A 25,028-nucleotide genomic window follows, 5' to 3' on the forward strand; every position below is an offset into this window, starting at 1 on the left:
CGGCCCGGTCAGCCTCCAGGGCACCAGCGGCCCGCTACAGGGCTCAGTTTCGCGCGTGCAATACGCTGCGGGCCTGCGCCACCAGCGCTTCCAGCATCAGGCCGGCATTGAAGGGGTGCTCGGCCGTGCGCGCCTCCTGCGCCAGCGATTTGGCCCAGCGCGCCAAAACCATCTGCGACGGCGCCTTGGGCAGGTCCTGCGGCTGAAAATAGCGCGGCTGCGCACCGCTGGCCACGCTCATCAGGTCGTGGCACAGCTTCTGCAGGCTTTCCACCACCACGGGCGGCGGCATATCGGCCAGGGCCGTCACGTCGCCAGCGGCCACCGCCTTGGGCAGGCGGGCCCAGGCCGCCACATCGCGCCCGCTGCGCGACAGGGCCAGTGCATCTTCCGGCCGGCCTCCTGCGGCACGCAGCCAGGCACGGGCCGCATCTTCGGCCAGACCCTGTTGCTGCAGCCAGGTCAACATATCGGCCTCCTGCGGCCAGCGCATGGTGTGCGACAGGCAGCGGCTGCGGATGGTGGGCAGCAACTGGTGCACTGCTTCGGTGGCCAGCACAAAGCGCACGTCACCGGGCGGCTCCTCCAGCGTCTTCAGCAGCGCATTGGCGGTGATGGCATTCATCCGCTCGGCCGGATAGACCAGCACGGCCTTGCCTTTGCCGCGCGCACTGGTGCGTTGGCAGAACTCCACCGCATCGCGCATGGCATCCACCCGGATGTCCTTGCTGGGCTTGCGCTTCTTGTCGTCGATCTCGGCCTGGGCCTTTTCCGGTAGCGGCCAGCCCAGGGCCAGCATGGCGGTCTCGGGCATCAGCACGCACAGGTCGGCGTGGGTGTGCACATCAATGGCGTGGCAGCTGCCGCAGTGGCCGCAGGCGCCCTGCTCTCCAGGCTGGTCGCACAGCCAAGCCCGCACCAGGGACATGCCCAGCGGGAACTGACCCAGGCCCGAAGGCCCTTGCAGCAGCCAGGCATGGCCGCGCTGGGCCAGCAGCTCATTGCGCTGGCTGGCCAGCCAGGGGGCCAGCTGCATGCCGTCCTGCACCACAGGGGTTTCTGCACTCATGCCAGCACTCCCGGCTGCAGCCAGCCTTTGGCCTGCAGCACATCGGCCACCTGCTGCCACACGGCCTCACGGCTGGTGTTGGCGTCAATGCGGGCAAAGCGCTGCGGTGCCGCGTCCGCGCGGCGGGCGTAGCCACCGGCCACGGCGGCAAAGAACGCGCCGGGCTGGGCCTCGAACTTATCCGGCACACGGGCCGTGGTCAGGCGCTCGGCGGCCACGGCCGCCGGCAGGTCAAACCAGATGGTCAGGTCCGGCTGGCGGACGGCCGCTTCCGGCTGCGCCCCCAGGCCTTCCAGCGCCGGCACCGCCTGCACCAGTTGTTCCAGTTGGGAAAGCTTGTCCCAGTCAAAGCCGCGCCCCGCGCCCTGGTAGGCAAAAGTGGCATCGGTGAAACGGTCGCTGATCACCACATCGCCCCGGGCCAACGCCGGCTCGATCACCTGCACCAGGTGGTCGCGGCGGGCGGCAAAGGCCACCAGGGCCTCGGTCAGCGGGTCCATGGCATCGTGCAGCAGCAGGGCACGCAGCTTTTCGGCCAGCGGCGTGCCGCCGGGCTCGCGCGTGAGCGTGACGCTGCGGCCACTGTCGCGGAAAGCCTGGGCCGTGCGCTCGATGTGGCTGGACTTGCCGGCCCCATCAATGCCTTCAAAGGTGAGAAAAATGCCCTGCGGGAGCTGGGACGCTGTCATGCAAATAGCCAATCTGTGGGCAGCAGACCGCACGGGCCTGCCACCGGTTCATCGAAAAATTCAGTTCCCGCCACGCTGGTAGCGGTTGACGGCGCGGTTGTGCTCATCCAGCGTGGCGCTGAAGTGGCTGCTGCCGTCGCCGCGCGCCACAAAGTAAAAGGCCTTGGTGGCTGCGGGCTGCACCGCCGCCATCAGTGCGGCCTTGCCGGGCATGGCAATCGGCGTGGGCGGCAGGCCGGGGCGGGTGTATGTGTTCCACGGCGTGTCGGTACGCAGGTCGTTGCGGCGCAGATTGCCATCAAACTTCTCGCCCATGCCGTAGATCACGGTGGGGTCGGTCTGCAGCAGCATGCCCACCCGCAGGCGGTTCACGAACACGCCCGCAATCTGGCCCCGGTCGGCCGCGGTGCCGGTTTCCTTTTCCACAATGCTGGCCAGGATCAGCGCCTCGTCGGGCGACTTCAGCGGCAGATCGGCCGTGCGCAGCGCCCAGACCTGGTCCAGGCGGCGGTCCATGGCGTGGGCGGCACGCTTGAGCACGGCCAGGCCGCTGCTGCCCTTGGCATAGGTATAGGTATCGGGGAAGAAGCGCCCCTCGGCGGCCACGCCGGGCTTGCCCAGGGCGGTCATGATGTCGGCCTCGCTCAGCGCAGCGGTGTCCTGTTTCAGGAATTCATCTTTGGCCATGGCGGCACGCATCTGGCGGAAGGTCCAGCCTTCGACAAAGGTGATGGCGCGCAGGCTTTCCTCGCCCCGTGCCAGCTTCTGCAGCAGCTCGTAGGGCGTGGTGCCCGCCGGGATCTCGTAGTTGCCCGCCTTGATCTTGCGGTCCTGACCGGACAGGCGAAACCACGCGTACAGCAGGCGGGCATCGGTCTGGATACCGCTTTTGACCACCTCGCGGGCCACGCCGCGCGGCGTGGTGCCGGGCTCGATCTCCAGCTCCGTGGTCTGCCCGTTCATGGGCAGGGGTTGGCCCAGCCACCATGCGGCCACACCGGCGGCCATGACAGCCAGCAAAATCAGACACAGCAGCCCTTGGAGCAATCGACGCACAAGCCCTCACCGTCAGAAAGTAGGTAGACCGGGGATCATAATTCACCCATGACCGCTCCTTTGCAAGGCATTGCCACCCTCACCCACCTGGGCGTCATTCGCGCACAAGGTGCCGACGCCGCCAGCTTTCTGCACGGCCAGCTGACCCAGGACTTCGCTCTGCTGGACACCCAGCACGCCCGTCTGGCCGCCTACTGCTCGGCCAAGGGCCGCATGCTGGCCAGCTTCATCGGCTTCAAGACCGGGCCGGAAGAAATCCTGCTGCTGTGCAGCCTGGACCTGCTGCCCGCCATGCTCAAGCGCCTGTCCATGTTTGTGCTGCGCGCCAAGTGCAAGCTCAGCGACGCCACGGCCGACTATGCGCTCTACGGCCTGGCCGGCGACAACGCAGCCCAGGCCACCGGCAACGCGGCGCCCTGGACGCTGCGCAGCGTGGACGCCGCCCATGTGGTGCAGCTCTATCCCGCCGGCAACACACCGCGCGCGCTGTGGATCGCCCCAGCCGGTAGCGCCCTGCCCGCAGGCCCGGCCCTGGACAGCGCCGCCTGGCTGTGGAGTGAAGTGGCCAGCGGCATCGCCACCTTGAGCCTGCCGGTGCAGGAACAGTTCGTGCCGCAGATGCTGAACTACGAATCCGTGGGCGGCGTGAACTTCAAGAAAGGCTGCTACCCCGGCCAGGAAGTGGTGGCCCGCAGCCAGTTCCGCGGCACGCTCAAGCGCCGCGCCTACACCGCCCACGCCGAACAACCGCTGACCGTGGGTGCCGAAGTGTTTGCCGCCAGCGATGCCGAACAGCCCGTGGGCATGGTGGTGCAGTCTGCCGCAGCCCCTGCGGGCGGGTTCGATGCCATCGTCTCGCTGCAGATCGCCTCGACCGACGAAGCCCTGAACGCCGGCGGCGTGGCCCTGGCGCTGCAGCCCCTGCCCTACGAGCTGCTGGCCGACATCTGAGCCCCGGCGCAGGCTTGCTGCGCACCGCCGGGCGGCACCGACTGCCGTCCAGGCCACCGCCCGACCCGGCCACAGCTGCCGGGCGGCCGTGGGGCCACCGATTCTGGCTGACACGCTTTGACAAGCGCCGCCTCCATGCGCACCCTGGCTGCCAGGGCAGACTGAGCCTGCCCCCGCCTGCAGCCAAGGAGCGCGCATGCACCCCACCACGCCCGCCACGCCGATCACGCAGATCACGCCGATTGCCCACACCGCCTGTGCGCTGCTGGCCATGCGCACCTTCGGCCTGTACACCGACAGCCCATTCCCCCAGCACGATTACCTGCAGGACCCCATCTCGCTGGGTCTGGCGGCTCTGGTGGTGGCCCTGCTCACGCTGCGCTGGTGGCGGCAGGGTCCGCAGGCCGTGGAGTTTTCGTCTGCGTCTGCACCCACGTCTGCTGCACCTACGTCTGCCGCAACGTCAGCAGACACCGGCACCGACACCGCTGCGCCCGCGCCCACCCTGGATGCCCCGCTGGCCCAGTTGAAGAAGGCCATGTTCGCCGGCTTCTGGTACCTGGGCTATCTGTTCCCGCGCCGCAAGGTCGCCACCATCCTGCAGGAAAACCACCCGGGCCAGGCCAGCACCTTCGACACACACTTCAGCCTGTACCAGGGGATTGTGCAGATCCGCCACTTTCTGCTGGCCCACGGCCTGGCCGTGCTGATGGCCGCCTATGCGCTGGGCGAAGGCGAAGCCTTCATCCAGGGTGGCGTGGTGCAGGCGGTCGGCCCGGGTTGGCTGCTGCTGTGCTGGAGCGTGTGCATCTACAGCAGCTGCTGGCTGCTGCTGGGTGCCGGCATGGCACTGCGCCGCCTGGTGCTGCGCGCGCAACCCCCGTCGGGCTGAAGCCCCGGCCTGCCCCCCCTGAAGCACTGCGCAGCTGTGCAGCTGTACAGAAACCCTGGCACCCGGTCGTCCCCGTGCCTGGGCACCCTCTTGTCTGCCGGTGTCCGGCTTACAGCACCCGGCGCATGGTGATGTGGTCGATGCCCGCTTCGGCGTAGACCTCGCCCTCGGGCACAAAACCGGCGCGGGTATAGAAGTTCTGGGCATGGCACTGGGCGTGCAGCACCACTTCGCTGTCGCCCCGGGTACGGGCAGCTTCGACCAGGCAGTCCAGCACCTGGCGGCCCACCCGGCTGCCGCGCAGTTCGCGGGCCACGGCCATGCGGCCGATGCGGCCCACGCCGGGGCCGTCCCCGATCAGGCGACCGGTGCCCACCGCCTGGTTCAGACGGTTGAACGCCACCACATGGCGGCAGATGGGGTCGTACTCGTCCATTTCGATCTCGGGCGGCACACCCTGCTCGCGCACAAAGACGTCCACCCGCAGTCGCTCGGCAGAGCGGCCCAGGTCGTTCCAGTTGCCCGACTCCAGGCGCACCATCTCCTCGCCGGCTTCAAACGCGGTGAGCAGATCGCGCAGCGCCTGGGGCACGGGCTGGGGCGTGCGGCTGGCGTCGGCAAACACATAGACCAGCTGCACCGTGTTCAGCAGCTGGCGCCCCCGGAAGATGCCGCACTCGAACTGCAGCGAGGTGTTCCCCTGCTTGACGCAACGTATGCCCACGTCCAGCACATCGCCCATCACGGCGGCGGCATGGTAGGTCACATCGGCCTTCTTCACATACAGCTCGCCGCCCAGCAGACCCCAGCTGGCGTCATAGGGCATGGCCACCTGGCGCCAGTATTCGGTGACGGCCACGTCGGCATACATCATGTAATGTGCATTGAAGACGATTTTTTGCGCGTCCACTTCGGACCAGCGCACCACCAGGCGGTGCTTGCAGCGGAAATCTTCGGGTTGCATGGCGATTCTCAACAAGGAAAAGGTGAAAGAAAAAAACGGAAATCGGGTGACGGGCCAGCGTCAGGGCGCAGCAAAGGCCGCCTGCAGCGCCCGGGCCGCATCGGCCTGCGCCTGGCGCGCTTCGGGAATGGCGCGGCCCATCTTGATGAACTCGTGCGTCACGCCACGGTAGATCTCCAGATCCACCGCCACACCGGCCATGCGCAGCTTGTCGGCATAGGCCACGCCCTCGTCCACCAGCGGGTCCAGTTCGGCCAGGCAGATGAAGGCCGGCGCCACACCGTCCACATCCGGGGCCAGCAGCGGGGCAAAGCGCCAGTCGGAGCGGTCGGCGTCGTTGCGCACATACTGGCTGAAGAACCAGGCAATGCCTTCTTTCTCCAGCAGCAGGCCGTGGGCAAAGGTCTCGTGCGAATCCGTGTCCTGGTGGGCAGTGGTGCCGGGGTAGATCAGCAGCTGCAGCGCCAGCGGCAGGCCCGCATCGCGCGCCAGGATGGCACTGCTGGCAGCCAAGGTGCCGCCGGCGCTGTCGCCACCCACGGCGATGCGGGTAGTGTCCAGCCCCAGCGCGGCGCCCTGGGCGGCCAGCCACTGCAGCGCATCCCAGGCGTCGTTGCTGGCCGTGGGAAACTGCCATTCCGGTGCCAGGCGGTAGTCCAGCGACACCACGGCGCAGCCCGCCTGGTGGGCCAGGCTGCGGCACAGCTGGTCGTGGGTGTCGATGCTGCCCACGGTAAAACCGCCGCCGTGCAGATACAGCAGCACCGGCAGCGGCGGGCCCTCGCCCTCGCCTACACCCTGTACCTGCGCCTGGGGCGCATACAGGCGGGCGGCCAGCAAGGCGCCGTCGCGGGCCGGAATCTGCAGTTCCTCCACCCGCGGCAGCGCCAGCTTGGCAATTTCCAGCACGCCGGCACCGGCCTCATAGGCCGCGCGGGCCTGCTGGGGCGTGAGCTGGTGCATATGCGGGCGATTGGCCCGCGCCATGCGGCGCAACACGTCGCGCATCGCAGGGGTCAGGGGGTACTGGGGCAGGAAGTCGGTGGCGTCGTTCACGGCGGACAAGGCAGTCAAGCGAGGGCAGCGCCACCGCAGCATGCAGCGGCACGGCCTCCCTGAAGAAGGGGGAAAGCTGAGCATCATGCAGCAAAAACACCGCCCTGGCGGGCAGACGGGAGTTGCCACGGCGGGAGCAGCGCCCCATGCCGCCGCGCACTGTCGCGCAGCGGACGGTCAGCCGCCCTGCCTGCGGGTTACAGCGCTTGGCAGCGCCCCTGCCCCGCCCTACATTGAAACGTTTTCCATCCCTGGTTTGCTTTGGAGCGATTCCCCACATGGCTTTCATCAACTACGTCACCCAGATCCAGTTCGACTATGGCGCCGTGAAGCTGCTGCGCCAGGAATGCGAGCGCGTGGGCATCAGCAAGCCGCTGATCGTGACCGACCCCGGCGTCAAGGCCGCCGGCATCCTGCAAAAGGCCGTGGATGCGCTGGGCGACCTGCCCCACGCCGTGTTTGACCAGACGCCCAGCAACCCCACGGAGGCCGCAGTGCGCGCCGCCGCCGCCCTCTACCAGACCCAGGGCTGCGACGGCCTGATTGCCGTGGGGGGCGGCAGCGCCATCGACTGCGCCAAGGGCGTGGCCATTGCCGCCACCCACGCAGGGCCGCTGTCCCACTACGCCACCATCGAAGGCGGCTCGCCCCGCATCACCGAACAGGTGGCCCCGCTGATTGCCGTGCCCACCACCAGCGGCACCGGCAGCGAAGTGGCGCGCGGCGCCATCATCATCGTGGACGACCACCGCAAGCTGGGCTTTCACAGCTGGCATCTGGTGCCCAAGACCGCCATCTGCGACCCCGAGCTGACCTACGGCCTGCCCCCGCTGCTGACGGCCGCCACCGGCATGGACGCCATTGCCCACTGCATGGAAACCTTCATGTCCGCCGCGTTCAACCCGCCGGCCGACGGCATTGCACTGGACGGGCTGACCCGGGGCTGGGCCCACATCGAACGCGCCACCCGCAACGGCCAGGACGCCGAAGCCCGCCGCCAGCTGATGAGCGCCAGCATGCAGGGCGCCATGGCCTTCCAGAAAGGCCTGGGCTGCGTGCACAGCCTCAGCCACAGCCTGGGCGGGGTGAACCCGCGCCTGCACCATGGCACACTCAACGCCATGTTCCTGCCGGCCGTGGTGCGCTTCAACGCCGCCGCCGACAGCGTGCAACGCGAGGACCGCCTGAACCGCATGGCCCACGCCATGAGCCTGCGCAGCGGCAGCGACATTCCCGAAGCCATCCGCGACATGAACGCCCGCCTGGGCCTGCCCGCCGGCCTGGCCGCCATGGGCGTGGAGACCGGCTGGTATGCCCAGGTGATTGCCGGCGCGCTGAAAGACCACTGCCACGGCACCAACCCGCGCATCGCCTCGGCCCAGGATTACGAGGACATGCTGGCCACCTCCATGTAATCGACCAGAGCAGGACCAGCCGGGGCCGGATGGCCCCGCGCTGGCCATCACACTGGCAGCCCCGGCGCTGCCAGGCCCGCCTGCCCCCCTAACTCTTTTCTCCCGGTGCTCCCGGTTCTCCCGCCTCGCCCTGCCCACCCTCGGCCGGTGGCGATGGCGGTGATGCCGGGGGCGCAGCGGCGGCATCGGCCTGCACCACCGCCATCACCTCCTGCGCCATCATGCCCAGCAGCGTCAGCTCTTCCGCGCTGATGCCACGCAGCGCATCGTGCAGGATGCACAGGCTGCCCAGCACCCGGCCCTTGCCATCCATCAGCGGCACCCCGGCATAAAACCGAACCTGGGCGGCGGCCAGCACCGGGTTGTCGGCAAAGCGGGGGTCGCGGGCCACATCGTTCACCACCACCGGTGCGTGGTCGTGCACCACATAGGAACAGATGGCCTGGTCGCGCGGCAGACCGGCCTGCTCGGGCGGTGTGCCGTCGGCCACCAGCAGCCCGCCGGGGGTGTGCACCCAGTCCCGGTCCACCAGCGAAACCTGGGCATACTTCACGCCAAAGGCATGGGCGGCTTTTTGCGCCGCATCGTGGAACAGGCGCACCGGCGGATGCTGCAACAGGCCGCTGGCGTGCAGCGCCTGCAGGCGCTCGGCCTCGTCGTCAGGCAGCGCCGCGGGCACATGGCCACCGGGCGCCGCACCGTCGGCGGCTTCCAGCTGCTGCAGGCGCAGCACCAGCTCCTGCACGCTGGTGACCACGGCCTGCACCCCCAGGCGCTGGGCCGTGCCCTCGCCCAGCAGGTGGCTGGGGGCGTTCCACAGCGCCAGCACCACCTGGATCTGGGGCGTCTGCTGGTGCAGGCGGCGCAGCCGCCGCAGGATGAAACGCACCTGGGCCTGGGGCTGGGGGTGCAGCACGGACAGCACCAGCCAGCGCACATCCTGCCAGCCAGCGGTTTCGGCCTGCTCGATGGCACTGCTCAGCGGCTGGCCGGCATGGCCGGCGGCATAGCCGTGCAGCGCCAGGCTGTGGGCGGCCATCTGGGCGGCCAGGGCGTCCATGTCCCAGCGGGCCCCCACGCAGTGCACGCGGCCGCTGCGCGTGGCGGCGGGCGGCGGATAGGCTTCGTACAGCTCCTCCAGCAGCTCGTCCAGGCCGGAGGACAGGCGCAGCCGGTGCTCGGCCGTGGCGACATCGGCATAGTGGTTGCTGACCAGTCGCAGCGTGGAAATGCCGCCGCTGTCATAAAAGCCCTGCACCGCCGTGGCGCGGTCGGCTGCCCGGGTGGCCGGGGTGGATTGGGGCCGCTCCGGCACGGCCGCCTCGATGGTATCCACGGCCAGGTCCACGGCCTCTTCCACATCGTCGGCCAGCAGACGCTGGTACAGGCGGTGCGGCAGGTCCAGCACCGGCTCGCTGCCCAGCAGCACCTCCATGAACTGCAGCGACGGAATGTAGCGCCCCAGCACCAGCAGGCAGACCGTGAGCGGTGTGGACAGAATCAGGCCGATGGGCCCCCACAGCGCCGTCCAGAACGTGGCGGCCAGAATGATGGACAGCGTGGACAGGCCGGTGCTGCTGCCATAGAGCCAGGGCTCGATGACGTTGTTGCTGATGAGCTCCAGCAGCAGGATCAAGCCCAGCGTCCACAGCAGCATCTCCCAGCCCGGGGCCACGGCAAAGGCCAGCGCCAGCGGGAAGATGGCCGAGATCATGGGCCCCACATAGGGCACAAAGCGCATCACCGTGGCCAGCACGCCCCACAGCACCGCCCCCGGCACGCCGATGAACCACAGGCCCACGGCCATGGGAAAACCGTAGGTGACGTTGACGATGAACTGCATGCGCAGATAGCTGCCGATGCGCTCGGATGCCTCGTCCAGCGCGTCCGTGGCTACATGCAGATTGCCCCCCATCAGCCGCAGCAAGCGGTCGCGCAGGCCATCGCGGTCCAGCAGAATCAGAATCACGAACAGCAGCACAATGCCGGCCGTGGCAATCGGGGCGCTGATCTTGGCCAGCCAGCCCAGCACCTGCTCCCAGGACCGGCCGTCCGGCCGCTGGATCTCCACCTTCTGCACCCGCTCCGGCGGGCCGGCGGCCACGGCGATCTCCTTTTCCACCGTGTCATAGGTCTTGATCGCCCCGTCCCACATGCTGGGTCCCTTGACCAGGTTGCGCAGATTGCGCAGCTTCTTGCGGATGGTGCTCTGGTAGGTGGGCAGGTCGGCGCTGAGTTCGCTGACCTGGTTGGTCAGGTAGGCGCCCATCCCCCCCAGCCCGCCCAGTGCAACCGCCACCACCAGCAAGGTGGCCGCCATGCGCGGCAGACCCCAGCGCTTGATGCGGCTGACGGCGGGGTCCAGCAGAAAACCCAGCAGCACGGCCAGGGCCAGCGGAATCAGGATGTCCCGCCCAAAGTACAGGGCCGCAATCACCAGCGCGGCAATCAGCAGGCCCACCAGCAGGCGCAGCGCCGGTAGCATGGCTGCCACGGACCCCAGCGCATGGGCCGTACCGTGCGGCAGGGTCTCCTCGTTGCGCCAGCGTGCGGCGCGCGCCGCAGACAGGTCGCGCGCCATCCGGGGCGGCCCCGGGGGGACGTCGGCAGCGGGAGGTGGCGGGGGAACGTGCTCGGGCATGGGGGATTCGGCAGACAAGGAAGGTGACACTGGAATTGCACTGCGCCGGGCCGCGCGCAGCTGTCAGCCGGTTGCCCGACTGTGGTCCGGCTATTTCAAGGCTTTTTGGCCGTTGACACAATCCACAGCAACACCAGCAGCTATCACTTTAGGGGTTTGCCACCTGCGGGGCGCCGATGGCCATGCCGGCAGGCTCCCGGGCTGCGGGGCTGCCTGTCGCTCGCTGGCGGGCCGGCCGCCCACGCGCAGGCATCTCCGGCAGGGACAGCACTACAGCGTGCCGCTCAAAAACCGGAATGCATCCAGCGGGAAGTGTCCTGCTGCATCACCACGTCCATGTCCAGCCCCATGGCCACCCCCACCTCGGAGGGGAAGGACAGCGCAGTGCTGCGCTCGTCCCACTGGGCGGCCTGGGTGCGGATGCGCCACACCGCCAGATGCAGCACGCCGGCCATGGGCTCGAACTGGTCGAAGGCCAGCGGATTTTCCATGCACTGCAAGCTGTCCACCAGCTCGCGCGGCAGGCGCCACTGCTTGAGCAGGGCCGCCGTGGTGTGCGTGGCGCAGTGCCCCCAGTGCCGCTCCTCCATGCGCGCGCGGCGCGGGTCCCAGATGTCCATGGTCTCGTCCAGCGGCGCGGTCGCCACCGACTGGGTGTAGTGCAGCATCAGCTGCCCCATGCCGTGCAGCAGCCCTGCGGCATAGGCCGCGCTGCCATCCATGTGGGCCATGCCCGCCAGGGAGCGCGCCAGCTTGGCCGTCATCAGGCTGTACCGCCAGAACGGCTCCAGCGCCATGCCCTGCACCACCCGCACCGCCATGCCTTTCTGGGCCCCGTTCACCAGCATGCGCAGCTGCGACACCCCCAGCAAGGCCAGCGCCTGGGGGATGCCGCGCACCATGCCTGCCATCTGGTACTCCGGCGAATTGGCCAGCGCCAGCAGCTTGGCGGCCAGCACCGGGTCGCAGCCAAACAGCTGGTTGACGCGGCGCAGATTGGGCATGTCACTGAGCAGCTCGCTCAGGAGCAAGGCCACAACCCGCGGCTGGCAGGGCAAGGCAAGGTCTTCGGTGGTCTGCATGCAAAAAGTGAAGGGAAAGTGCGGACTGCGGCAAGCATAGCCGCACTCTTTACATTTCTACACAAACTCATTGACCACAGATCAAGAAACGGCGTCGGCTGACACCACCACCCGCACGCAGGTGCCACGGCCCGGGCTGGTCTCCAGCGCAAACTGCGCCCCTATGCGCTGGGCACGGGCCCGCATGCCGTCTACCCCCCAGCCCCGCCCGGACTGGCTGCGGCCAGCGCGTGGCACGGGCGCGTCCTCCATGCCGCAGCCGTCGTCGGCCACCTCCAGGGTCCAGAAACCGGCGGGCACGGGCTGCAGTTCCACGCGCAGAGAGGTCCCTTTGGAATGCTGCAAGGCATTGCTCATGGCCTCTTGCGCCAGCAAGGCCAGCTGCAGCCCTTTTTCCGCACGCGGACTGGTGTCGGCCTCGTCCAGCGGCATGTTCCACTGCATAGCCATGCCGCGCTCGCTCAACAAGGGCTCCAGACGCCAGCGCATCGAGGCCAGGCGCTCGACCAGCGAGGCATCCGCATCGTCCAGCGCTTCCATCTCCACGCGCAGCGCAAACATGGCGTGCTCCACGGCCCGCCGCACCTGCGCCAGATTCGGCTGCGGCGTCTCCAGCAGCGCCAGCGCCCCGGACAGGTGGCTGCCTGCGCCGTCGTGCAGGTCCTGGGCAATGCGTTCGCGCTCGGCGCGCACTGCGGGCGAGACCCGCAGGCTGCTGCGGCGGCGCCAGCGCAGCACCTTGGGCCACATCAGTCCGAACCAGGTGGCGGTCAGCAGGTGCAGCACCACAATCACGGCCCAGTTCTGCCATTCATACAGGGCATCCGGCGATGCCGCTCCCAGGTGCCAGTACAGGATGGCGGCAATCTCCAGCAGCCACAGCGCCGTGCCCGCGCCCAGCATCCAGGCGGGGTGGCGCTGCGCACTGCGCTGGCGAAGCCGCGGCATACCGGCTCCCTGCCGTTACAGCAGCCCGTGCGTCAGCGCTGCCCGCACCGCCTGCGCCCGACTGCGCACCTGCAGCTTGCGGTAGATGTTGCGCACATGGGTGTTGACCGTCAGCAGCGCAATCTCCAGCCTCTGCGAGATTTCCTGGCTGGTATAGCCATTGGCCACATGGCGCAGGATGTCGCGCTCGCGCTCTGAGAGCTTTTCGGGCACGCTGGCCTTGGTTTCACGCTCCCCGCAGTTGCTGCGCATACGCTGCAGCAGCCGCCGTGCGAGGTGCGGCGTGATGGAGGCGCCGCCATTGGCCACCTGTAGCACTGCCTGCACATAGCTGCCGAACCAGGAATGCTTGACCAGATAGCCTGCCGCGCCCTGCTCGATCGCGCGCAGCAGCTCGGCCTCGCCCTCCATCACCGAGATGATGACCGTCTCCGCCGCCGGGCGCAGCGCACGCTGCAGCCCCAGCAGGTCAAAGCCGGTGCCGTCGTCCAGGTTCAGATCGGCCAGCAGCACATCGAAGGACTCTGCCCGCATCAGGCGCCGGGCCTCCTTCACGCTGGAAGCCTGCCCGACCAGCAGCACACGGGGATCGCCCATCAGCTCCCGCCCCACCACGCTGCGGATGTGGGCGTCATCGTCCACCAGCAGCACACGCACCGGCTTCTCGCTCTGGCCCACCATGAAATCGGGCCACAGGGACTTTTCTGCGGCACCGGCACTGCCCTTAAGGAGCGTTGCAGGGTCGGAGACATAGGGGACTTCTTGTTCGGTGTGCATCACGGTGCGCCCTCCATCACTGTCTTTCAATGCTTACATGTCGTCACTACCTATTTTTGTACCGCGTTTGCCGGGCCCCGCCTGTCAGCAGATGCCTCGACCCCTCTGTCATTTCCCTCGGAATGCGCGCGTTTACCCGGAGCACGCAGGCGTAGTACCCGCTTACCAAAATTACGGGATTGGTTGTCAAAGAACGCAAACGGACACTTTCAACCAGGCCAGCAAGTGTTGCCAACCAAGCGGACCAGCACCCACAGGCCGACCCGCAGAGATGGGCTCTGCGAGTCAACGGATGGACGTCACGAAATCTTCTAGGAGCGCAACCATGAAAAAAGTAATCGCAGTCGTTTCCCTGAGCCTGCTTGCTGCCTCTGCCTTCGCTGGCAAGCCCGGTTACCCCGGTGGTGGCAAGGACGATGACAAGGAAACCGGCCCCGCCATCTACCTGGATGGCAAGACCGTGCAAGTGACTTCGCTGAGCTGGAGTGCTGTCAGCAACAAGGCCGAATCCGGTGGCGATGCCCGCCAGAACATTTCGTCCAACACCGGCAACGTGAACGTGGGTGCTGCACTGACCCAGGTCACGGCGGGCAAGCTGGCCTACATCAGCAACAAGGCGGACTCGGGCGGCGATGCACGCCAGAACCTGGCCACCAACGTGGGCAAGGTCGACATCGCCAAGCAGCTGACCCAGGTGGTGGCACTGAAGGGTTCGGCCGTGATGAACCGCGCTTCCAGCGGCTCCTCGGCGGTGCAGAACATCTCCACCAACAACGGCTGCCAGACCTGCCAGTAAGGCAAGTCCCTGCCGCAACCCCGGTTGCGGCAGGCAGCTGTCAGTGCGTGGAGTCCCCAGCCGGCGAAGGCTGACTCCACGCCTGTCCCTCTCATCGCCACCCGGAGGTTCCCATGTCTGCTTCCCTTCTTTTGCGCAGCCTCATGCTGGCCGGCGGCCTTGGCGTGACCGGTCTCACCGTGGCGGCACCGGGCGAAGACACCATCCAGCTGCAGAACCCGGTGGAGCATCTGCAACTGCCCATGGGCAGCAACACCAAGCCCCAAGGCCTGGGCAGCGACTCGGACGGGGTGCCCATGCACCTGCGGGCCAAGATCGCGCGCTATGAAGCGCAGACCTTCAACGACCAGACCAGTGGCATCTACACCGATGGCGATGTGAACCGCATCGTCAGTGCACAAGCCAACCGCAAGACCTGCATCCAGGATGTGGGCAGCAACACCAATGCCACAGGCGCCACCCGCACCGGCACCGGACAGCAGCAGATCGTGGTGCTGCGCGGCGACCTGGTGAACATCTGCCGCTAAAAGCCAAGAAGCGCCCGAGCACCAGGGCCGCCACATGGAAAACATCGAGAGGGAATCATGCGCACCACCTTCGCACCCACGAACCTGCGTCGTCCTCGCCTGCTCGCCATCACCAGCCTGCTCAGCGCAGCAGGCCTGCTGACGGGCTGTGCCCCCATGAACCCCGCCAAGGATGCGGGCTACCACGCGCAGGCCACCGAAATCAACCGGCCTGTCGTGCGCCCCACGCGCTCGCTCTCCAGTTTCTCCGACTCGCTGATGTGCATGGACCACCTGTTCCGCGAAACCGGCATGAGCACCGTGCTCATCACCAGCAAGTCCATCCCTGACTACTCCGGCAAGATCGCTGTGGCCACCAAGGAGATGATCGTCACGGCACTGTCGCAGATGTCCCGCGTCAGCAACGCCTTCCGCTTTGTGGACTACGAAGTCAACATCGCGCAGCAGGACACGGTGCAGAACCTGACCACCCTGCTGCTGAACAACAACCAGATCCGCCTGCAGCGCCCCGCCCTGTATGTGTCCGGCGCCGTGGCCTTTGTGGACCAGCAGGTCATCGCCAACAACGTCGACATGGGCACCTCGGCCTCCCGCCTGGAAACCGGCTACAGCCAGAGCCGCCGCTCCTCGGTCATCGGCATGGAGCTGCACCTGGGCGATTTCCGCAGCCGCACCATCATTCCCGGCCTGGACTCGGCCAATGAAATCGTCATCGGCAGCGGCGGCCAGGGCCTGGACCTGTCGGGCCGCATCGGCAACTACGGCGTGCAGTTCAATGTGGGCCGCGACTACACCCAGGGCTCAGGCCCGGCCATCCGCACCCTGGTGGAGCTGGCCATGATCGAGCTGCTGGGCAAATGGGCGCGCGTGCCCTACTGGCAGTGCCTGACCCTGGAGCAGACCCACCCGGAATTCATGCGCCAGATGCGCGAATGGTATGAAGACGCCAGCCCGGCCACCCGGGGTCAGCTGGTGCGCCGCTCCCTGCTGCGCCGCGGCTATCTGCCCACCGAGAACCCCGACGACGCCACCCTGCACGCAGCCCTGGCGCGCTTTCAGACCGATGAGCGCATGGTCGTCACCGGTGTGGTGGACTTCCCCACCTATGAACGCAGCCTGCGCAATTTCGTCACCCTGTCGCCCGACGGCCACCTGCAGCGCATAGGCTGGGAAGCGGCACCCAACCAAACGGCCGGCGCCACCACCGCAGCCACCACCGACAAGCAGGGCCAGCCGCCCGAAGTGGACCTGCAGGTGGAAAACATCATGCTGGGCCGCTCCGGCTTCGAGCAGGGTGAACAGATCTTCCTGTCGGCCACCGTCTCCCGCTCTTCCTACCTGTCCTGCTACATGCGCAATGCGCGCAACGAAGTCATCCGCATCCTGCCCAATGCCACCAACAAATCCGGCTGGGTGCCGGGCAACCAGGCGGTGCGCATTCCGGACTGGATGAGCCCCACCCCGGGCTTTGTGATGGACGCCGGCCTGCCGGGCCAGGAGACTGTGGGCTGCTTTGCCAGCGACAAGAACGTCAGCACGCAACTGCCGGAATCGCTGCAGAAACCGGCCTTCCAGCCGCTGCCCGGCATCACCAGCATGGAGCAGATTGCCACGCAGATGCGTGAAGCCGCCGGCACCGGCGCCACCATCGGCCTGGCCCAGCTGCAATGGGAGGTCACGCCCAAGCGCCCCACCGCCCCGGGCAACTGAAGGACCGCCATGCGCCACCCACCCACCGCCCATGGACAGCCTGTCGGCGGCGGGGCCTGGAACACCTCCAGGCTCTGCGTGCCGCTCGGGCTGGGGCTCGCCCTGCTGTGCAGCCCTGCCTTCGCACAGCCCCGCCAAACCCCCAGCCCCACCATCACCTTCCAGGAAGCGCAGACGCCGCCCCGCATCGATGCGGACCAGCTGCGCGGCCGCCGCCCTGCCGTGCAGCTGGAAGCCGACCAGCTCGGCAAGTCCACCGCCATCCAGCAGCTGCAGGCACAGGCCACGGCCCCGCTGCCCAAGGGCGAGCGCACCGAAGCCAACACCCGCGCCCTGCGCGAAGCCGCCTGGCAATGGGGGCTGCTGCAGCTGCATGGCCTGCACACGCCGCTGCAACCGGTGCAGGCCCAGCAAAGCTTTGAGCGCGCCCAGGCACTGGGCCACCCCCTGGCCGCCGCCGGCCTGGCCTGGTGCGCCATCGATGGCTGCGGCCAGCGCCCCGAGCCCGAGGCCGCACGGCAATGGATACAGGCACTGCGCAAGACCGCCCCGGGCCGCGCCACCTATCTGGAGTGGCTGTTGCTCGACGACGTGGCGCCGCTGGACGCCGCCGTCCCCTCCACCGCCCGGCGTGAAGGCATCGACACGGCCGGGCGCAAACGGCAGCTGCTGCGCCAGGCCGCAGACGCCGGTGACCCCTACGCCCGGGTGGAACTGGGCATGGAGCTAGCCTCCCAGGGCAAGACCAACGAAGCCATGGAACAGTTCCGCAGCGCCGCCAAAGGCTCGGAAGCCGCCAAACACAATCTGAACGTGCTCAGCGACCAGAAAGGCACCTTCAAATCCCGCCCGTCCGGCAACGCCGGCCAGGCCGGGGGTGCCTGGCAGACCTTCAAGCAGGCCCGGGTCTACCACCGCGGCGAAGGCGTGCCCGCCAACTACACCGAGGCGATCCGACTGTACAAGCGCGCCTCCGACATGGGCAGCGAGCCGGCCAAGCGCATGCTGGCCCTGATCTACTCCCGCCCCACGCCCGCCGGCGGCATCGATATCGGGTGGATGCAGCAGCTCGCCTATATGGACGTCACCCAGGACGGCGCCATCCCGCTGACGGCACCGACCGCCCCCACCAGCCTGACCCGCGACCCCACACCGCTGTGGGACTACATCGCCCCCAAGTGGCGCAACTGAACACGCCGCGCCCGCCATCCGCAATATCTATCTCATGTCCTGCATGGATCCCGATGACTCTGAAACCATCGGGACATGCCGAAAAACCGCGACTACACCGGACTCCTAAGGCCTCCGCCTAATGTTGTGGCTGACTCGTGAGCGTCCGATTGGCTGACAGCGTCAGGCACATGCGTGTGTACCAGCGCCATAGGAATGCTGAGCAACCCCAATAGCTCTGATATGAATCCATTTTTAGCTGCCCTGGCAATTCGTCCCGATCACCCGCTCCATCATGAGAGTTCAAACAACGGCACCTTTGACACGGTCACCTGCAGACGATATTCAAACAGTTCAACGTCCTTGATGCCCGAACACGCGAGGATCAGGTCCTCTGACATAGACCTGCACACGATGATGCCGCGTACACGTTGACCGGGCTCTGCCAGTTCCTTACGAACCCAATTGACATAGCGGAGCAACTGACCTACTACGCGGTCGTATCCCTTCTCAACCTTGAGTTCCAGAACGACAAAGCCACCCGCCTTATCCTTGGCCAAAATATCGATCCGCCGACCGCCGCCAGCGGGATACTCGAAGCCCGTGATCTCCTCGTCTTGAAAGAGCATCAGCCCAGGCTCGATCAACTGAAGGTTGTCAGCCAAGTAGCGCTGAAGATCCTTCTCGAGAGCAAATTGAGAGGATCCGGCCAGTGCGGTATCGGCTGTAACACTAGCATCGTCATCTTCCTCTGTTACCGAGATCACTTTGCCGTCGGCGTTTGCAATCTGGACCTTGGCCGGTTGGTGTAGTGGTGCCGGATCTGTAGAGGGCTCGAAGCGCCTGTATTCCCGCGACCCAACCTTGAACAACAGGTCATCCGTCGCGTTGGTAGCTGGATGGTGTAGCCGGCTTCGGTCGTTTGTCGATGCCTGCACAAGATGTGCATGAATGCTTCCGGCCTTGAGCTTGGGATAATGGTGTGCGAACCAGTCAATCGCACGTTGGGCTAAAAACGTCTCACCCGACTTGAGGTCCCATTCGGCAAGCATCTCCTTCAGCAGCGTTCTCGTCGGTTTGTCGTAAATTGTCCGTGCCACAGTGTCTCATCCTGACTTATTGTTAGGCCCGCTGATCTGCTCAAGCCAGCCGAGACCACGAGCGCGATCTCTCCACGATTCTGCTTTAAATACATGGCGAACTGTTTGAGCCATGCGGAATAGTCTCCTCCTGTCTACGCGGCATGGTGAGGTACCTGAGAGCCTTGAAAAATCCGCATGTTCGGGTACCGACATTCGTTTGATACCTCGGTACTCTTGCGACATCGCATTCAGGAGCCACCATGGCAACACGCACTCTTTCAGCCAAAGCCGCTCGCGAAATCTGCGAGGCGTTGCTGAAATCCGATCGGAGCAACAAGATCGAAAAGTCGATTCTCCCGAGTGAGGTCGAGGTCATCGATCGACTCCTGGAACGCGGCCTTGAGTTGGAGGCTGCATATCAAGAACTGCACAGCAAGCTCAGCAACAGCCCACGAGCGCTGAAGGTGTTTTTCGACCAATTGCAGAGTGTTGGTGCGTTCTGGAACCCTGAAGCGAACCAAGAGGCCCGCAAAGGCAAGTCAAGGCTTATCGCAGTCAATCGCGAAATCGTTGAGGCAGCAACTGCGCTTGCGGCCCTGCTCGACGAACGCACCGAGCTGAAAAACCATTCCGGGTTCTCCTGTGACACGCTCTATCACCCTATCTACGCGATGCACGCTGCTGCGGAGAGGAACTACAGCTATGAGCGTTGGGTGAAGAAGCAGCTGGAGAACCTCACTGCAGATTTCGACCTCAAATACTGGCCTTCGTTAGCCAACATTGTTCAAGCTATCGCCGACGACGCTGCGCAAGCAACCCCACTGCCGCACGATCCGGTGACTGAAGCCGGCACCGAAGGGAACCGCGCCGGACTAGCTGACAGTTTCAGGGCATTCTTCGAGGCTCTTGAAAAGTCGAGCGTGTGGAACCACGGCGTCTTGCCCAGCTCCTTCGACCTCACTGACCGCAGCATTGCCATCCTGATGAGCTGTGCGTTGGGGCTTGCCCCGGACAAGGTCGTCGACTCGACCTATGTCAAGAGGCTGCGACAACGCCTGCGGGAAAAGGGCTGAATGTGCGTGCGGCCTTGCTGCATTGATCAGACACAGCACCTCGGCGGCATTTGTAAGGAGGTGCGAGGGGTTGCCGTTACCAGAGCACCACGACGCTGCGCCCTTGGCGACCTAGGCTTCGGTCCAGCCAAGCACGCCGAGGCCCATCAGATAGAAGTGCTGAGCACCATGAGAAAAGCGGCCCACTGGGCCGCTTTTTCTGGTTAGTGCAACAAGGCCTTGCGGCTACGTGGTCGCCTTGTGCCTGTGCAGGGCTTATTTCTTCAGGCTCTGCAGCTTGGCAAACGCCGATGCCATGGCGTTCTGCTGTTCCGGCTGGTTGCCGCGCTGGGGCTGGGCATAGCCGCCGCGGTTGCCACCGCCGCCATAGCTGTTGCCACGGCCGGCGCTTTCAAAGCGGTTGTCGCGCGGGCCGTCGCGGCGTGCGGGTGCCGCGTCCAGCTTCATGCTCAGGCTGATGCGCTTGCGGGCCACGTCCACTTCCAGCACCTTGACCTTGACGATCTGGCCGGTCTTGACCACCTCGCGCGCATCCTCCACGAACTTGTGGCTCATCTGGCTCACGTGGACCAGGCCGTCCTGGTGCACGCCCAGGTCCACAAAGGCGCCGAACTGGGCCACGTTGCTCACCGTGCCTTCCAGCGTCATGCCTTCCTTCAGGTCCTTGATGTCCTCCACCCCGTCGTTGAAGCGGGCCACCACAAAGTCGGGGCGCGGATCGCGGCCGGGCTTTTCCAGTTCGCCCAGGATGTCCTTGATGGTCACGGCACCGAACTTCTCGCTGGCGAACTGCTCGGGCTTGAGGCCCTTGAGCACCTCGGCGCGGCCCATGATCTGGTCCACCGGCTTGCCCGTGGCCACAATGATCTGCTCCACCACGGCATAGGTTTCGGGGTGCACGCCGGTGATGTCCAGCGGATTGTCGCCACCGCGGATGCGCAGGAAACCGGCCGCCTGCTCGAAGGTCTTGGCGCCCAGGCCGGCCACCTCCATCAGCTGCTTGCGGTTCTGGAACGAGCCATTGGCATCGCGCCAGCGCACCACGGACTTGGCGACCGCGCCCGACAGGCCCGAGACACGGCTCAGCAACGGGGCCGACGCGGTGTTCAGGTCCACGCCCACGGAGTTCACGCAATCTTCGACCACGGCGTCCAGCTGGCGGGCCAGCTCGCTCTGGTTCACATCGTGCTGGTACTGGCCCACGCCGATGCTCTTGGGGTCGATCTTCACCAGCTCGGCCAGCGGATCCTGCAGGCGGCGCGCAATCGAGGCCGCACCGCGCAGACTCACGTCCACATCGGGCATCTCCAGCGCCGCAAATTCGCTGGCCGAATACACCGAGGCACCGGCCTCGCTGACCACCACCTTCTCGATGGCCTTGTCGGCCTTGGCCGCAATCTTGATCAGATCGGCCGCCAGCTTGTCGGTTTCGCGGCTGGCCGTGCCGTTGCCGATGGCAATCAGGTTCACGCCATGCTTTTCCACCAGGCGCGCCAGCACCGCCAGCGAACCGTCCCAGTCGCGGCGCGGCTCGTGCGGGTAGATGGTGGAGGTGTCCACCAGCTTGCCGGTGCTGTCCACCACCGCCACCTTCACGCCGGTGCGGATGCCCGGGTCCAGGCCGATCACGGTGCGCTGCCCGGCCGGGGCGGCCAGCAGCAGATCGCGCAGGTTGTCGCCAAACACCTTGATGGCCACTTTTTCCGCGTCTTCGCGCAGGCGGCTGAACAGGTCGCGCTCGGTCGACAGACTCAGCTTGACGCGCCAGGTCCAGGCCACACACTTGCGCAGCAGGTCGTCGGACGCGCGCTTGGCGTGGCTCCAGCCCAGGTGCAGGGCAATCCGGCCTTCGGCCAGGCTGGGCTGGCCGGGTTCCGGCTCCAGCGGCTGCACCAGCTTGGCTTCCAGCACTTCCAGGGCCCGCCCCCGGAACACGGCCAGCGCGCGGTGCGAGGGCACGCGGCCAATGGGCTCGTCGTAGTCAAAATAGTCGCGGAACTTGGCGACCTCGGGGTCGTCCTCGTTCTTGCTCTCCACCTTCTTGGAGCGCAGCAGACCTTCCGCCCACAGCCATTCGCGCAGCTTCTGCACCAGGGTCGGGTCTTCGGCCCAGCGCTCGGACAGGATGTCGCGCACCCCGTCCAGCACCGCGAAGGTGGTCGAGAAATCAGGGCCCGGCTTGCCATCGTCCAGCGTGGTCGCGGGCTGGCAGAAGGCCTCGGCCTCCTTGTGCGGGTCCAGCGTAGGGTCGGCAAACAGCTTGTCGGCCAGCGGCTCGATGCCGAATTCCTTGGCAATCTGGCCCTTGGTGCGGCGCTTTTGCTTGAAAGGCAGGTAAATGTCTTCCAGCTCCTGCTTGGTCGGCGCCTGGGCAATGGCCAGACGCAGCACATCGGTCAGCTTGCCCTGCTCGTCGATGGCCTTGAGCACGGTCTCGCGGCGGTCTTCCAACTCGCGCAGATAGGTCAGGCGTTCGTCCAGCGTGCGCAGCTGGGTATCGTCCAGGCCGCCCGTGACCTCCTTGCGGTAACGCGCCACGAACGGAACCGTGGCGCCGCCGTCGAGCAGTTCCACCGCCGCGCTCACCTGCTGCGGCTTGACATTCAGTTCCTGGGCAATCTGGCCAATGATCTTTTGCATGCAATCGGGCGCCCCATGGCGCTGTAATTGGGAAACAAACGAGTGTGCCACAAGCATCCGGGCCCACCGCCGTCCCCGCGCCGCCCAGGCTGTGACCGAATGCAAATACGGATCGACGGCCTACCGCGCCTTTCTAGAATGCAGCCATGCCCGCCCCCCGGCCGCCCTTCCAGACCCTGCAGCTGTTCCCCCTGCGTGTGCCCTGCCCGCCCGGGGCCTGCATCTGCGGGCATGCGGCGCTGCTGGAGTCCGGCCAGGGTGACCACCGCATCCTGCTGCTGACGCGGGAAGAAGAAGCCAAACTGGCCGAGCGGCTGGAACAGGCCCAGACCCTGGCCGAGCTGCGCCAGCTGCAGCAGCGCATGGTCGACCAGCTGGGCCTGCAGCTGCACATCGCCCCCGGTCGCCAGGGCACGCAAGGCCTGCGCGGGCTGGAGATCGAGCTCGAGCCCATGCCCGGCCTGTGCCGCAAAACCCGCAAGGCCCTGCCCGAAGCCGTGCGCCGCTGCATGGAGCAGCGCCCCGAGATCGCCCATGCCCTGCTGGATGAGGGCAGTCTGTTTGCGGGCTTGTGAATCCCGCTACAGTCCACAGGCCATTTCAGCAAGACGGCATGCAAGACGATTTGTTTGGCGCCCCGCCCGCGCCGCCACCCCCTTCCCTCCCAGCGGCAGCTCCCTCGCCCGCTGCCTCCACGCCCGCGGCGCCTGCGGCCCCCCGCAAGGCCGCGCGCGGCGTGCTGCCCGCCCCGGACGGGGAAAGCTGGCGCGCCCTGGCGGCGCAGCTGCCTGCGGCTCTGCGCATGGGCGTGTCCACCTGGTCCTACCCCGGCTGGGACGGCCTGGTGTGGGACGGCGTGTACGACGCCAGCACCCTCTCCAAAAAGGGGCTGACCGCCTACAGCCAGCACCCGCTGCTGCGCACCGTCAGCGTGGACCGCAGCTTCTGGCGCCCCCTGACCACCGAGCAGTACGCCCAGATGGCCGTGCAGGTGCCGCCGGACTTCCGCTTTCTGGTCAAGTGCCCCAATGTGGTCACCGATGCCCAGGTGCGCAGCGAAGACGGCAAGGGCCAGTCCCCCAACCCGGCCTTCCTGGCGCCGGAGCTGGCCGTGCAACAGTTCGTCCAGCCCGCGCTGGATGGCCTGGCAGGCAAGCTGGGCGTGCTGGTGTTCCAGCTCAGCCCCCTGCCCTGGGACTGGCTGCGCCGCAGCAGCGCGCTGCTGGAACGGCTGGCGCAGATGCTGGCCGCCGTGCGCCTGGCCCTGGCCGCCCACCCGCAGGTGATTGTGGCCGTGGAAGTGCGCGACCCCGAGCTGCTGACCCCGGAACTGGCCCGCGTGCTGAAGGCCCAGGGCTGCACCTACTGCCTGGGCCTGCACGGCAAGATGCCGCCCATCGAAGCCCAGCTGCCCCTGCTGCGCGCGCTGTGGCCCGGGCCCCTGGTCTGCCGCTGGAGCCTGAACCGCTGCTTCGGCGCCTACGGCTACCCAGACGCACAGAAAAAGCACGACCCCTTCAACGAAATCCGCTCCGAAGATCTGCACACCCGCGGCGTGCTGGCCACGACCATCGCCGGCATCACCGGCGCGGGCCAGCCCGCCTTCGTCACCATCAGCAACGATGCCGAAGGCTGCGCCCCACGCTCCATCGCGCTGCTGGCCCAGGCCCTGGTGGCCGGGCAGTCCCAGCCGTCACCGTAGCCATAGCGCCACCGGCAGCACCAGAAGCAGTACCAGAGGCAGCACCCACGCCTGCTCCGTCACCTGCTCCATCGCCTGCGCCGCGCAACCTACGGCGGCACTGCGGGCGTGGTCCGCTACGCCTCCGGAGCCCGAACCGGCACGGCGAGGCAGACCCATCTCCCACGCTGGGCAGCTTTTTTGCAACAGGCTTGCCCTGCGGTAGAGCCTGAAGGCAATTGGCCATAGGATGTGTCATCACCCACCAGCGGATTGCCCATATGGAACACCACGTCAAAACCTTGAAGGGACTTTTGGGTCATCTCCAGAAAGCACTGGCCGTCAACCTGGATGGCTCCAGCGCATTCAAATACAGCGACACCGTCATCACGGCCGACCCTGGATCCAACCACGACTACGCATCGTTCCTTCTCAAGTTCAGCTACCCGAACCTGCCGCTGATTTCGGTCACGCTTCATTTTGAGAATGCGGAGTGCATCGAAGGCCAGTTCAACGTCAGACTCCCTGAATTGCGCATCTCATTTGGCAACTACTCGTTCGGGGCTTTTTCAGGAGCCGAGTCTGGCCTCATTCTGGCCAATGCCAACCAATTGCTGTCCGTCGTGGACGAAGCGGCCAAGGACTACTGCCGCAGTTGACCGCTGCGATAGCTCGTAGATCGCCACCAAGCCCGCACCCTGCGGGCTTTTCTGTGGCAGGCCCTGCCCCTGCGCCTCGACCTTCTCCCGATCCTCCCGCGCTGGCGCGCACCCAAGGGGCTCGCCATGGCCCAACGCGTATGAGAGCCA

General features: G+C 66.7%; 22 protein-coding genes. 11 read left to right on the top strand and 11 right to left on the bottom strand.

Annotation, left to right across the window (positions count from 1 at the left end; translation table 11 throughout):
- Positions 1 to 43 precede the first annotated feature (43 nt).
- Genes QM470_RS01320 through mltG form a run of 3 tightly spaced genes read right to left on the bottom strand, consistent with a single transcriptional unit; the run spans position 44 to position 2,814 of the window.
- Entirely contained in the window at positions 44 to 1,069 is a 1,026-nt protein-coding gene (locus QM470_RS01320; RefSeq protein ID WP_283337852.1) for a DNA polymerase III delta subunit-related protein, read from the bottom strand.
- Complete coding sequence (tmk, locus tag QM470_RS01325; protein WP_283337853.1) at positions 1,066 to 1,758, bottom strand: dTMP kinase; 693 nt, start codon at positions 1,756 to 1,758, stop codon at positions 1,066 to 1,068. The genes QM470_RS01320 and tmk overlap by 4 nt, the downstream gene beginning before the upstream one ends.
- 60 nt (positions 1,759 to 1,818) lie before the next feature.
- Entirely contained in the window at positions 1,819 to 2,814 is a 996-nt protein-coding gene (gene mltG, locus QM470_RS01330) for an endolytic transglycosylase MltG (protein ID WP_283337854.1), read from the bottom strand.
- A 48-nt stretch (positions 2,815 to 2,862) separates the two neighbouring features.
- Here mltG and ygfZ point away from each other — a divergent pair, with 48 nt between their 5' ends.
- Both ygfZ and QM470_RS01340 read left to right on the top strand, forming a co-directional pair.
- Complete coding sequence (ygfZ, locus tag QM470_RS01335; RefSeq protein ID WP_283337855.1) at positions 2,863 to 3,765, top strand: CAF17-like 4Fe-4S cluster assembly/insertion protein YgfZ; 903 nt, start codon at positions 2,863 to 2,865, stop codon at positions 3,763 to 3,765.
- A gap of 196 nt (positions 3,766 to 3,961) precedes the next feature.
- The gene (locus QM470_RS01340) at positions 3,962 to 4,657 is read left to right on the top strand and encodes a hypothetical protein (RefSeq protein WP_283337856.1); all 696 of its coding nucleotides are present in this window, start codon (positions 3,962 to 3,964) and stop codon (positions 4,655 to 4,657) included.
- A gap of 109 nt (positions 4,658 to 4,766) precedes the next feature.
- On the opposite strand, the gene QM470_RS01345 is transcribed toward QM470_RS01340, so the two are convergent.
- Both QM470_RS01345 and QM470_RS01350 read right to left on the bottom strand, forming a co-directional pair.
- Positions 4,767 to 5,621: a GNAT family N-acetyltransferase gene (locus QM470_RS01345; protein WP_283337857.1), complete on the bottom strand. Its 855-nt coding sequence runs from the start codon at positions 5,619 to 5,621 to the stop codon at positions 4,767 to 4,769.
- A gap of 60 nt (positions 5,622 to 5,681) precedes the next feature.
- Positions 5,682 to 6,629, bottom strand: a complete 948-nt coding sequence (locus QM470_RS01350) for an alpha/beta hydrolase (RefSeq protein ID WP_283338194.1) — start codon at positions 6,627 to 6,629, stop codon at positions 5,682 to 5,684.
- A 326-nt stretch (positions 6,630 to 6,955) separates the two neighbouring features.
- Here QM470_RS01350 and gbd point away from each other — a divergent pair, with 326 nt between their 5' ends.
- Positions 6,956 to 8,092: a 4-hydroxybutyrate dehydrogenase gene (gbd, locus tag QM470_RS01355; RefSeq protein WP_283337858.1), complete on the top strand. Its 1,137-nt coding sequence runs from the start codon at positions 6,956 to 6,958 to the stop codon at positions 8,090 to 8,092.
- An 88-nt stretch (positions 8,093 to 8,180) separates the two neighbouring features.
- Here gbd and QM470_RS01360 read toward each other — a convergent pair whose 3' ends face one another.
- The 4 genes from QM470_RS01360 to QM470_RS01375 all read right to left on the bottom strand — a co-directional run bounded on the left by QM470_RS01360 (position 8,181) and on the right by QM470_RS01375 (position 13,540).
- Positions 8,181 to 10,733, bottom strand: a complete 2,553-nt coding sequence (locus tag QM470_RS01360) for an AI-2E family transporter (protein WP_502846788.1) — start codon at positions 10,731 to 10,733, stop codon at positions 8,181 to 8,183.
- A gap of 284 nt (positions 10,734 to 11,017) precedes the next feature.
- Positions 11,018 to 11,815, bottom strand: a complete 798-nt coding sequence (locus QM470_RS01365; protein WP_283337859.1) for an HDOD domain-containing protein — start codon at positions 11,813 to 11,815, stop codon at positions 11,018 to 11,020.
- Between the two features lie 81 nt (positions 11,816 to 11,896).
- Entirely contained in the window at positions 11,897 to 12,763 is an 867-nt protein-coding gene (locus QM470_RS01370; RefSeq protein ID WP_283337860.1) for a sensor histidine kinase, read from the bottom strand.
- A gap of 15 nt (positions 12,764 to 12,778) precedes the next feature.
- Positions 12,779 to 13,540 (bottom strand): LuxR C-terminal-related transcriptional regulator, encoded by a 762-nt coding sequence (locus QM470_RS01375; protein ID WP_502846789.1) that lies wholly within the window; start codon positions 13,538 to 13,540, stop codon positions 12,779 to 12,781.
- A gap of 325 nt (positions 13,541 to 13,865) precedes the next feature.
- On the opposite strand from QM470_RS01375, the gene QM470_RS01380 reads away from it, so the two are divergent.
- The 4 genes from QM470_RS01380 (at position 13,866) to QM470_RS01395 (ending at position 17,764) form a co-directional block, all read left to right on the top strand.
- Positions 13,866 to 14,336 (top strand): hypothetical protein, encoded by a 471-nt coding sequence (locus tag QM470_RS01380; protein WP_283337861.1) that lies wholly within the window; start codon positions 13,866 to 13,868, stop codon positions 14,334 to 14,336.
- Positions 14,337 to 14,449: 113 nt separating this feature from the next.
- Positions 14,450 to 14,863: a hypothetical protein gene (locus QM470_RS01385; RefSeq protein ID WP_283337862.1), complete on the top strand. Its 414-nt coding sequence runs from the start codon at positions 14,450 to 14,452 to the stop codon at positions 14,861 to 14,863.
- Between the two features lie 57 nt (positions 14,864 to 14,920).
- Positions 14,921 to 16,573, top strand: coding sequence for a DUF4384 domain-containing protein (locus tag QM470_RS01390; protein ID WP_283337863.1), 1,653 nt, complete (start codon positions 14,921 to 14,923; stop codon positions 16,571 to 16,573).
- Between the two features lie 9 nt (positions 16,574 to 16,582).
- Positions 16,583 to 17,764 carry a tetratricopeptide repeat protein gene (locus QM470_RS01395; protein ID WP_283337864.1) on the top strand — a complete coding sequence of 394 codons (1,182 nt, stop codon included), beginning with the start codon at positions 16,583 to 16,585 and terminating at the stop codon, positions 17,762 to 17,764.
- Positions 17,765 to 18,036: 272 nt separating this feature from the next.
- On the opposite strand, the gene QM470_RS01400 is transcribed toward QM470_RS01395, so the two are convergent.
- On the bottom strand, positions 18,037 to 18,843 hold the full coding sequence (locus QM470_RS01400) for an endonuclease NucS domain-containing protein (protein ID WP_283337865.1): 807 nt from the start codon (positions 18,841 to 18,843) through the stop codon (positions 18,037 to 18,039).
- Between the two features lie 242 nt (positions 18,844 to 19,085).
- Here QM470_RS01400 and QM470_RS01405 point away from each other — a divergent pair, with 242 nt between their 5' ends.
- Positions 19,086 to 19,898, top strand: a complete 813-nt coding sequence (locus tag QM470_RS01405) for a hypothetical protein (protein WP_283337866.1) — start codon at positions 19,086 to 19,088, stop codon at positions 19,896 to 19,898.
- A 255-nt stretch (positions 19,899 to 20,153) separates the two neighbouring features.
- Here QM470_RS01405 and QM470_RS01410 read toward each other — a convergent pair whose 3' ends face one another.
- Positions 20,154 to 22,538, bottom strand: coding sequence for a Tex family protein (locus tag QM470_RS01410; protein WP_283337867.1), 2,385 nt, complete (start codon positions 22,536 to 22,538; stop codon positions 20,154 to 20,156).
- 146 nt (positions 22,539 to 22,684) lie between these two features.
- Here QM470_RS01410 and QM470_RS01415 point away from each other — a divergent pair, with 146 nt between their 5' ends.
- From QM470_RS01415 to QM470_RS01425, 3 genes are all read left to right on the top strand, one after another.
- Positions 22,685 to 23,113, top strand: a complete 429-nt coding sequence (locus QM470_RS01415; protein ID WP_283337868.1) for a hypothetical protein — start codon at positions 22,685 to 22,687, stop codon at positions 23,111 to 23,113.
- Between the two features lie 38 nt (positions 23,114 to 23,151).
- Positions 23,152 to 24,240 (top strand): DUF72 domain-containing protein, encoded by a 1,089-nt coding sequence (locus QM470_RS01420; protein ID WP_283337869.1) that lies wholly within the window; start codon positions 23,152 to 23,154, stop codon positions 24,238 to 24,240.
- 260 nt (positions 24,241 to 24,500) lie between these two features.
- Positions 24,501 to 24,878, top strand: coding sequence for a hypothetical protein (locus tag QM470_RS01425; protein ID WP_283337870.1), 378 nt, complete (start codon positions 24,501 to 24,503; stop codon positions 24,876 to 24,878).
- Positions 24,879 to 25,028: the final 150 nt, after the last annotated feature.

It is taken from the genome of Comamonas sp. 17RB (assembly GCF_030056555.1).
GTDB lineage: Bacteria > Pseudomonadota > Gammaproteobacteria > Burkholderiales > Burkholderiaceae_C > Comamonas > Comamonas terrigena.

Coding starts and splice junctions, on each gene's coding strand:
- QM470_RS01420 (WP_283337869.1), top strand. CDS start 23,152: ATGCAAGACGATTTGTTTGGCGCCCCGCCCGCGCCGCCACCCCCTTCC.
- QM470_RS01395 (WP_283337864.1), top strand. CDS start 16,583: ATGCGCCACCCACCCACCGCCCATGGACAGCCTGTCGGCGGCGGGGCC.
- ygfZ (WP_283337855.1), top strand. CDS start 2,863: ATGACCGCTCCTTTGCAAGGCATTGCCACCCTCACCCACCTGGGCGTC.
- QM470_RS01320 (WP_283337852.1), bottom strand. CDS start 1,069: ATGAGTGCAGAAACCCCTGTGGTGCAGGACGGCATGCAGCTGGCCCCC.
- QM470_RS01385 (WP_283337862.1), top strand. CDS start 14,450: ATGTCTGCTTCCCTTCTTTTGCGCAGCCTCATGCTGGCCGGCGGCCTT.
- QM470_RS01425 (WP_283337870.1), top strand. CDS start 24,501: ATGGAACACCACGTCAAAACCTTGAAGGGACTTTTGGGTCATCTCCAG.
- QM470_RS01340 (WP_283337856.1), top strand. CDS start 3,962: ATGCACCCCACCACGCCCGCCACGCCGATCACGCAGATCACGCCGATT.
- QM470_RS01345 (WP_283337857.1), bottom strand. CDS start 5,621: ATGCAACCCGAAGATTTCCGCTGCAAGCACCGCCTGGTGGTGCGCTGG.
- QM470_RS01350 (WP_283338194.1), bottom strand. CDS start 6,629: ATGCGCGACGTGTTGCGCCGCATGGCGCGGGCCAATCGCCCGCATATG.
- QM470_RS01380 (WP_283337861.1), top strand. CDS start 13,866: ATGAAAAAAGTAATCGCAGTCGTTTCCCTGAGCCTGCTTGCTGCCTCT.
- QM470_RS01410 (WP_283337867.1), bottom strand. CDS start 22,538: ATGCAAAAGATCATTGGCCAGATTGCCCAGGAACTGAATGTCAAGCCG.
- QM470_RS01360 (WP_502846788.1), bottom strand. CDS start 10,733: ATGCCCGAGCACGTTCCCCCGCCACCTCCCGCTGCCGACGTCCCCCCG.
- tmk (WP_283337853.1), bottom strand. CDS start 1,758: ATGACAGCGTCCCAGCTCCCGCAGGGCATTTTTCTCACCTTTGAAGGC.
- QM470_RS01365 (WP_283337859.1), bottom strand. CDS start 11,815: ATGCAGACCACCGAAGACCTTGCCTTGCCCTGCCAGCCGCGGGTTGTG.
- gbd (WP_283337858.1), top strand. CDS start 6,956: ATGGCTTTCATCAACTACGTCACCCAGATCCAGTTCGACTATGGCGCC.
- QM470_RS01370 (WP_283337860.1), bottom strand. CDS start 12,763: ATGCCGCGGCTTCGCCAGCGCAGTGCGCAGCGCCACCCCGCCTGGATG.
- QM470_RS01405 (WP_283337866.1), top strand. CDS start 19,086: ATGGCAACACGCACTCTTTCAGCCAAAGCCGCTCGCGAAATCTGCGAG.
- QM470_RS01390 (WP_283337863.1), top strand. CDS start 14,921: ATGCGCACCACCTTCGCACCCACGAACCTGCGTCGTCCTCGCCTGCTC.
- QM470_RS01415 (WP_283337868.1), top strand. CDS start 22,685: ATGCCCGCCCCCCGGCCGCCCTTCCAGACCCTGCAGCTGTTCCCCCTG.
- QM470_RS01375 (WP_502846789.1), bottom strand. CDS start 13,540: ATGCACACCGAACAAGAAGTCCCCTATGTCTCCGACCCTGCAACGCTC.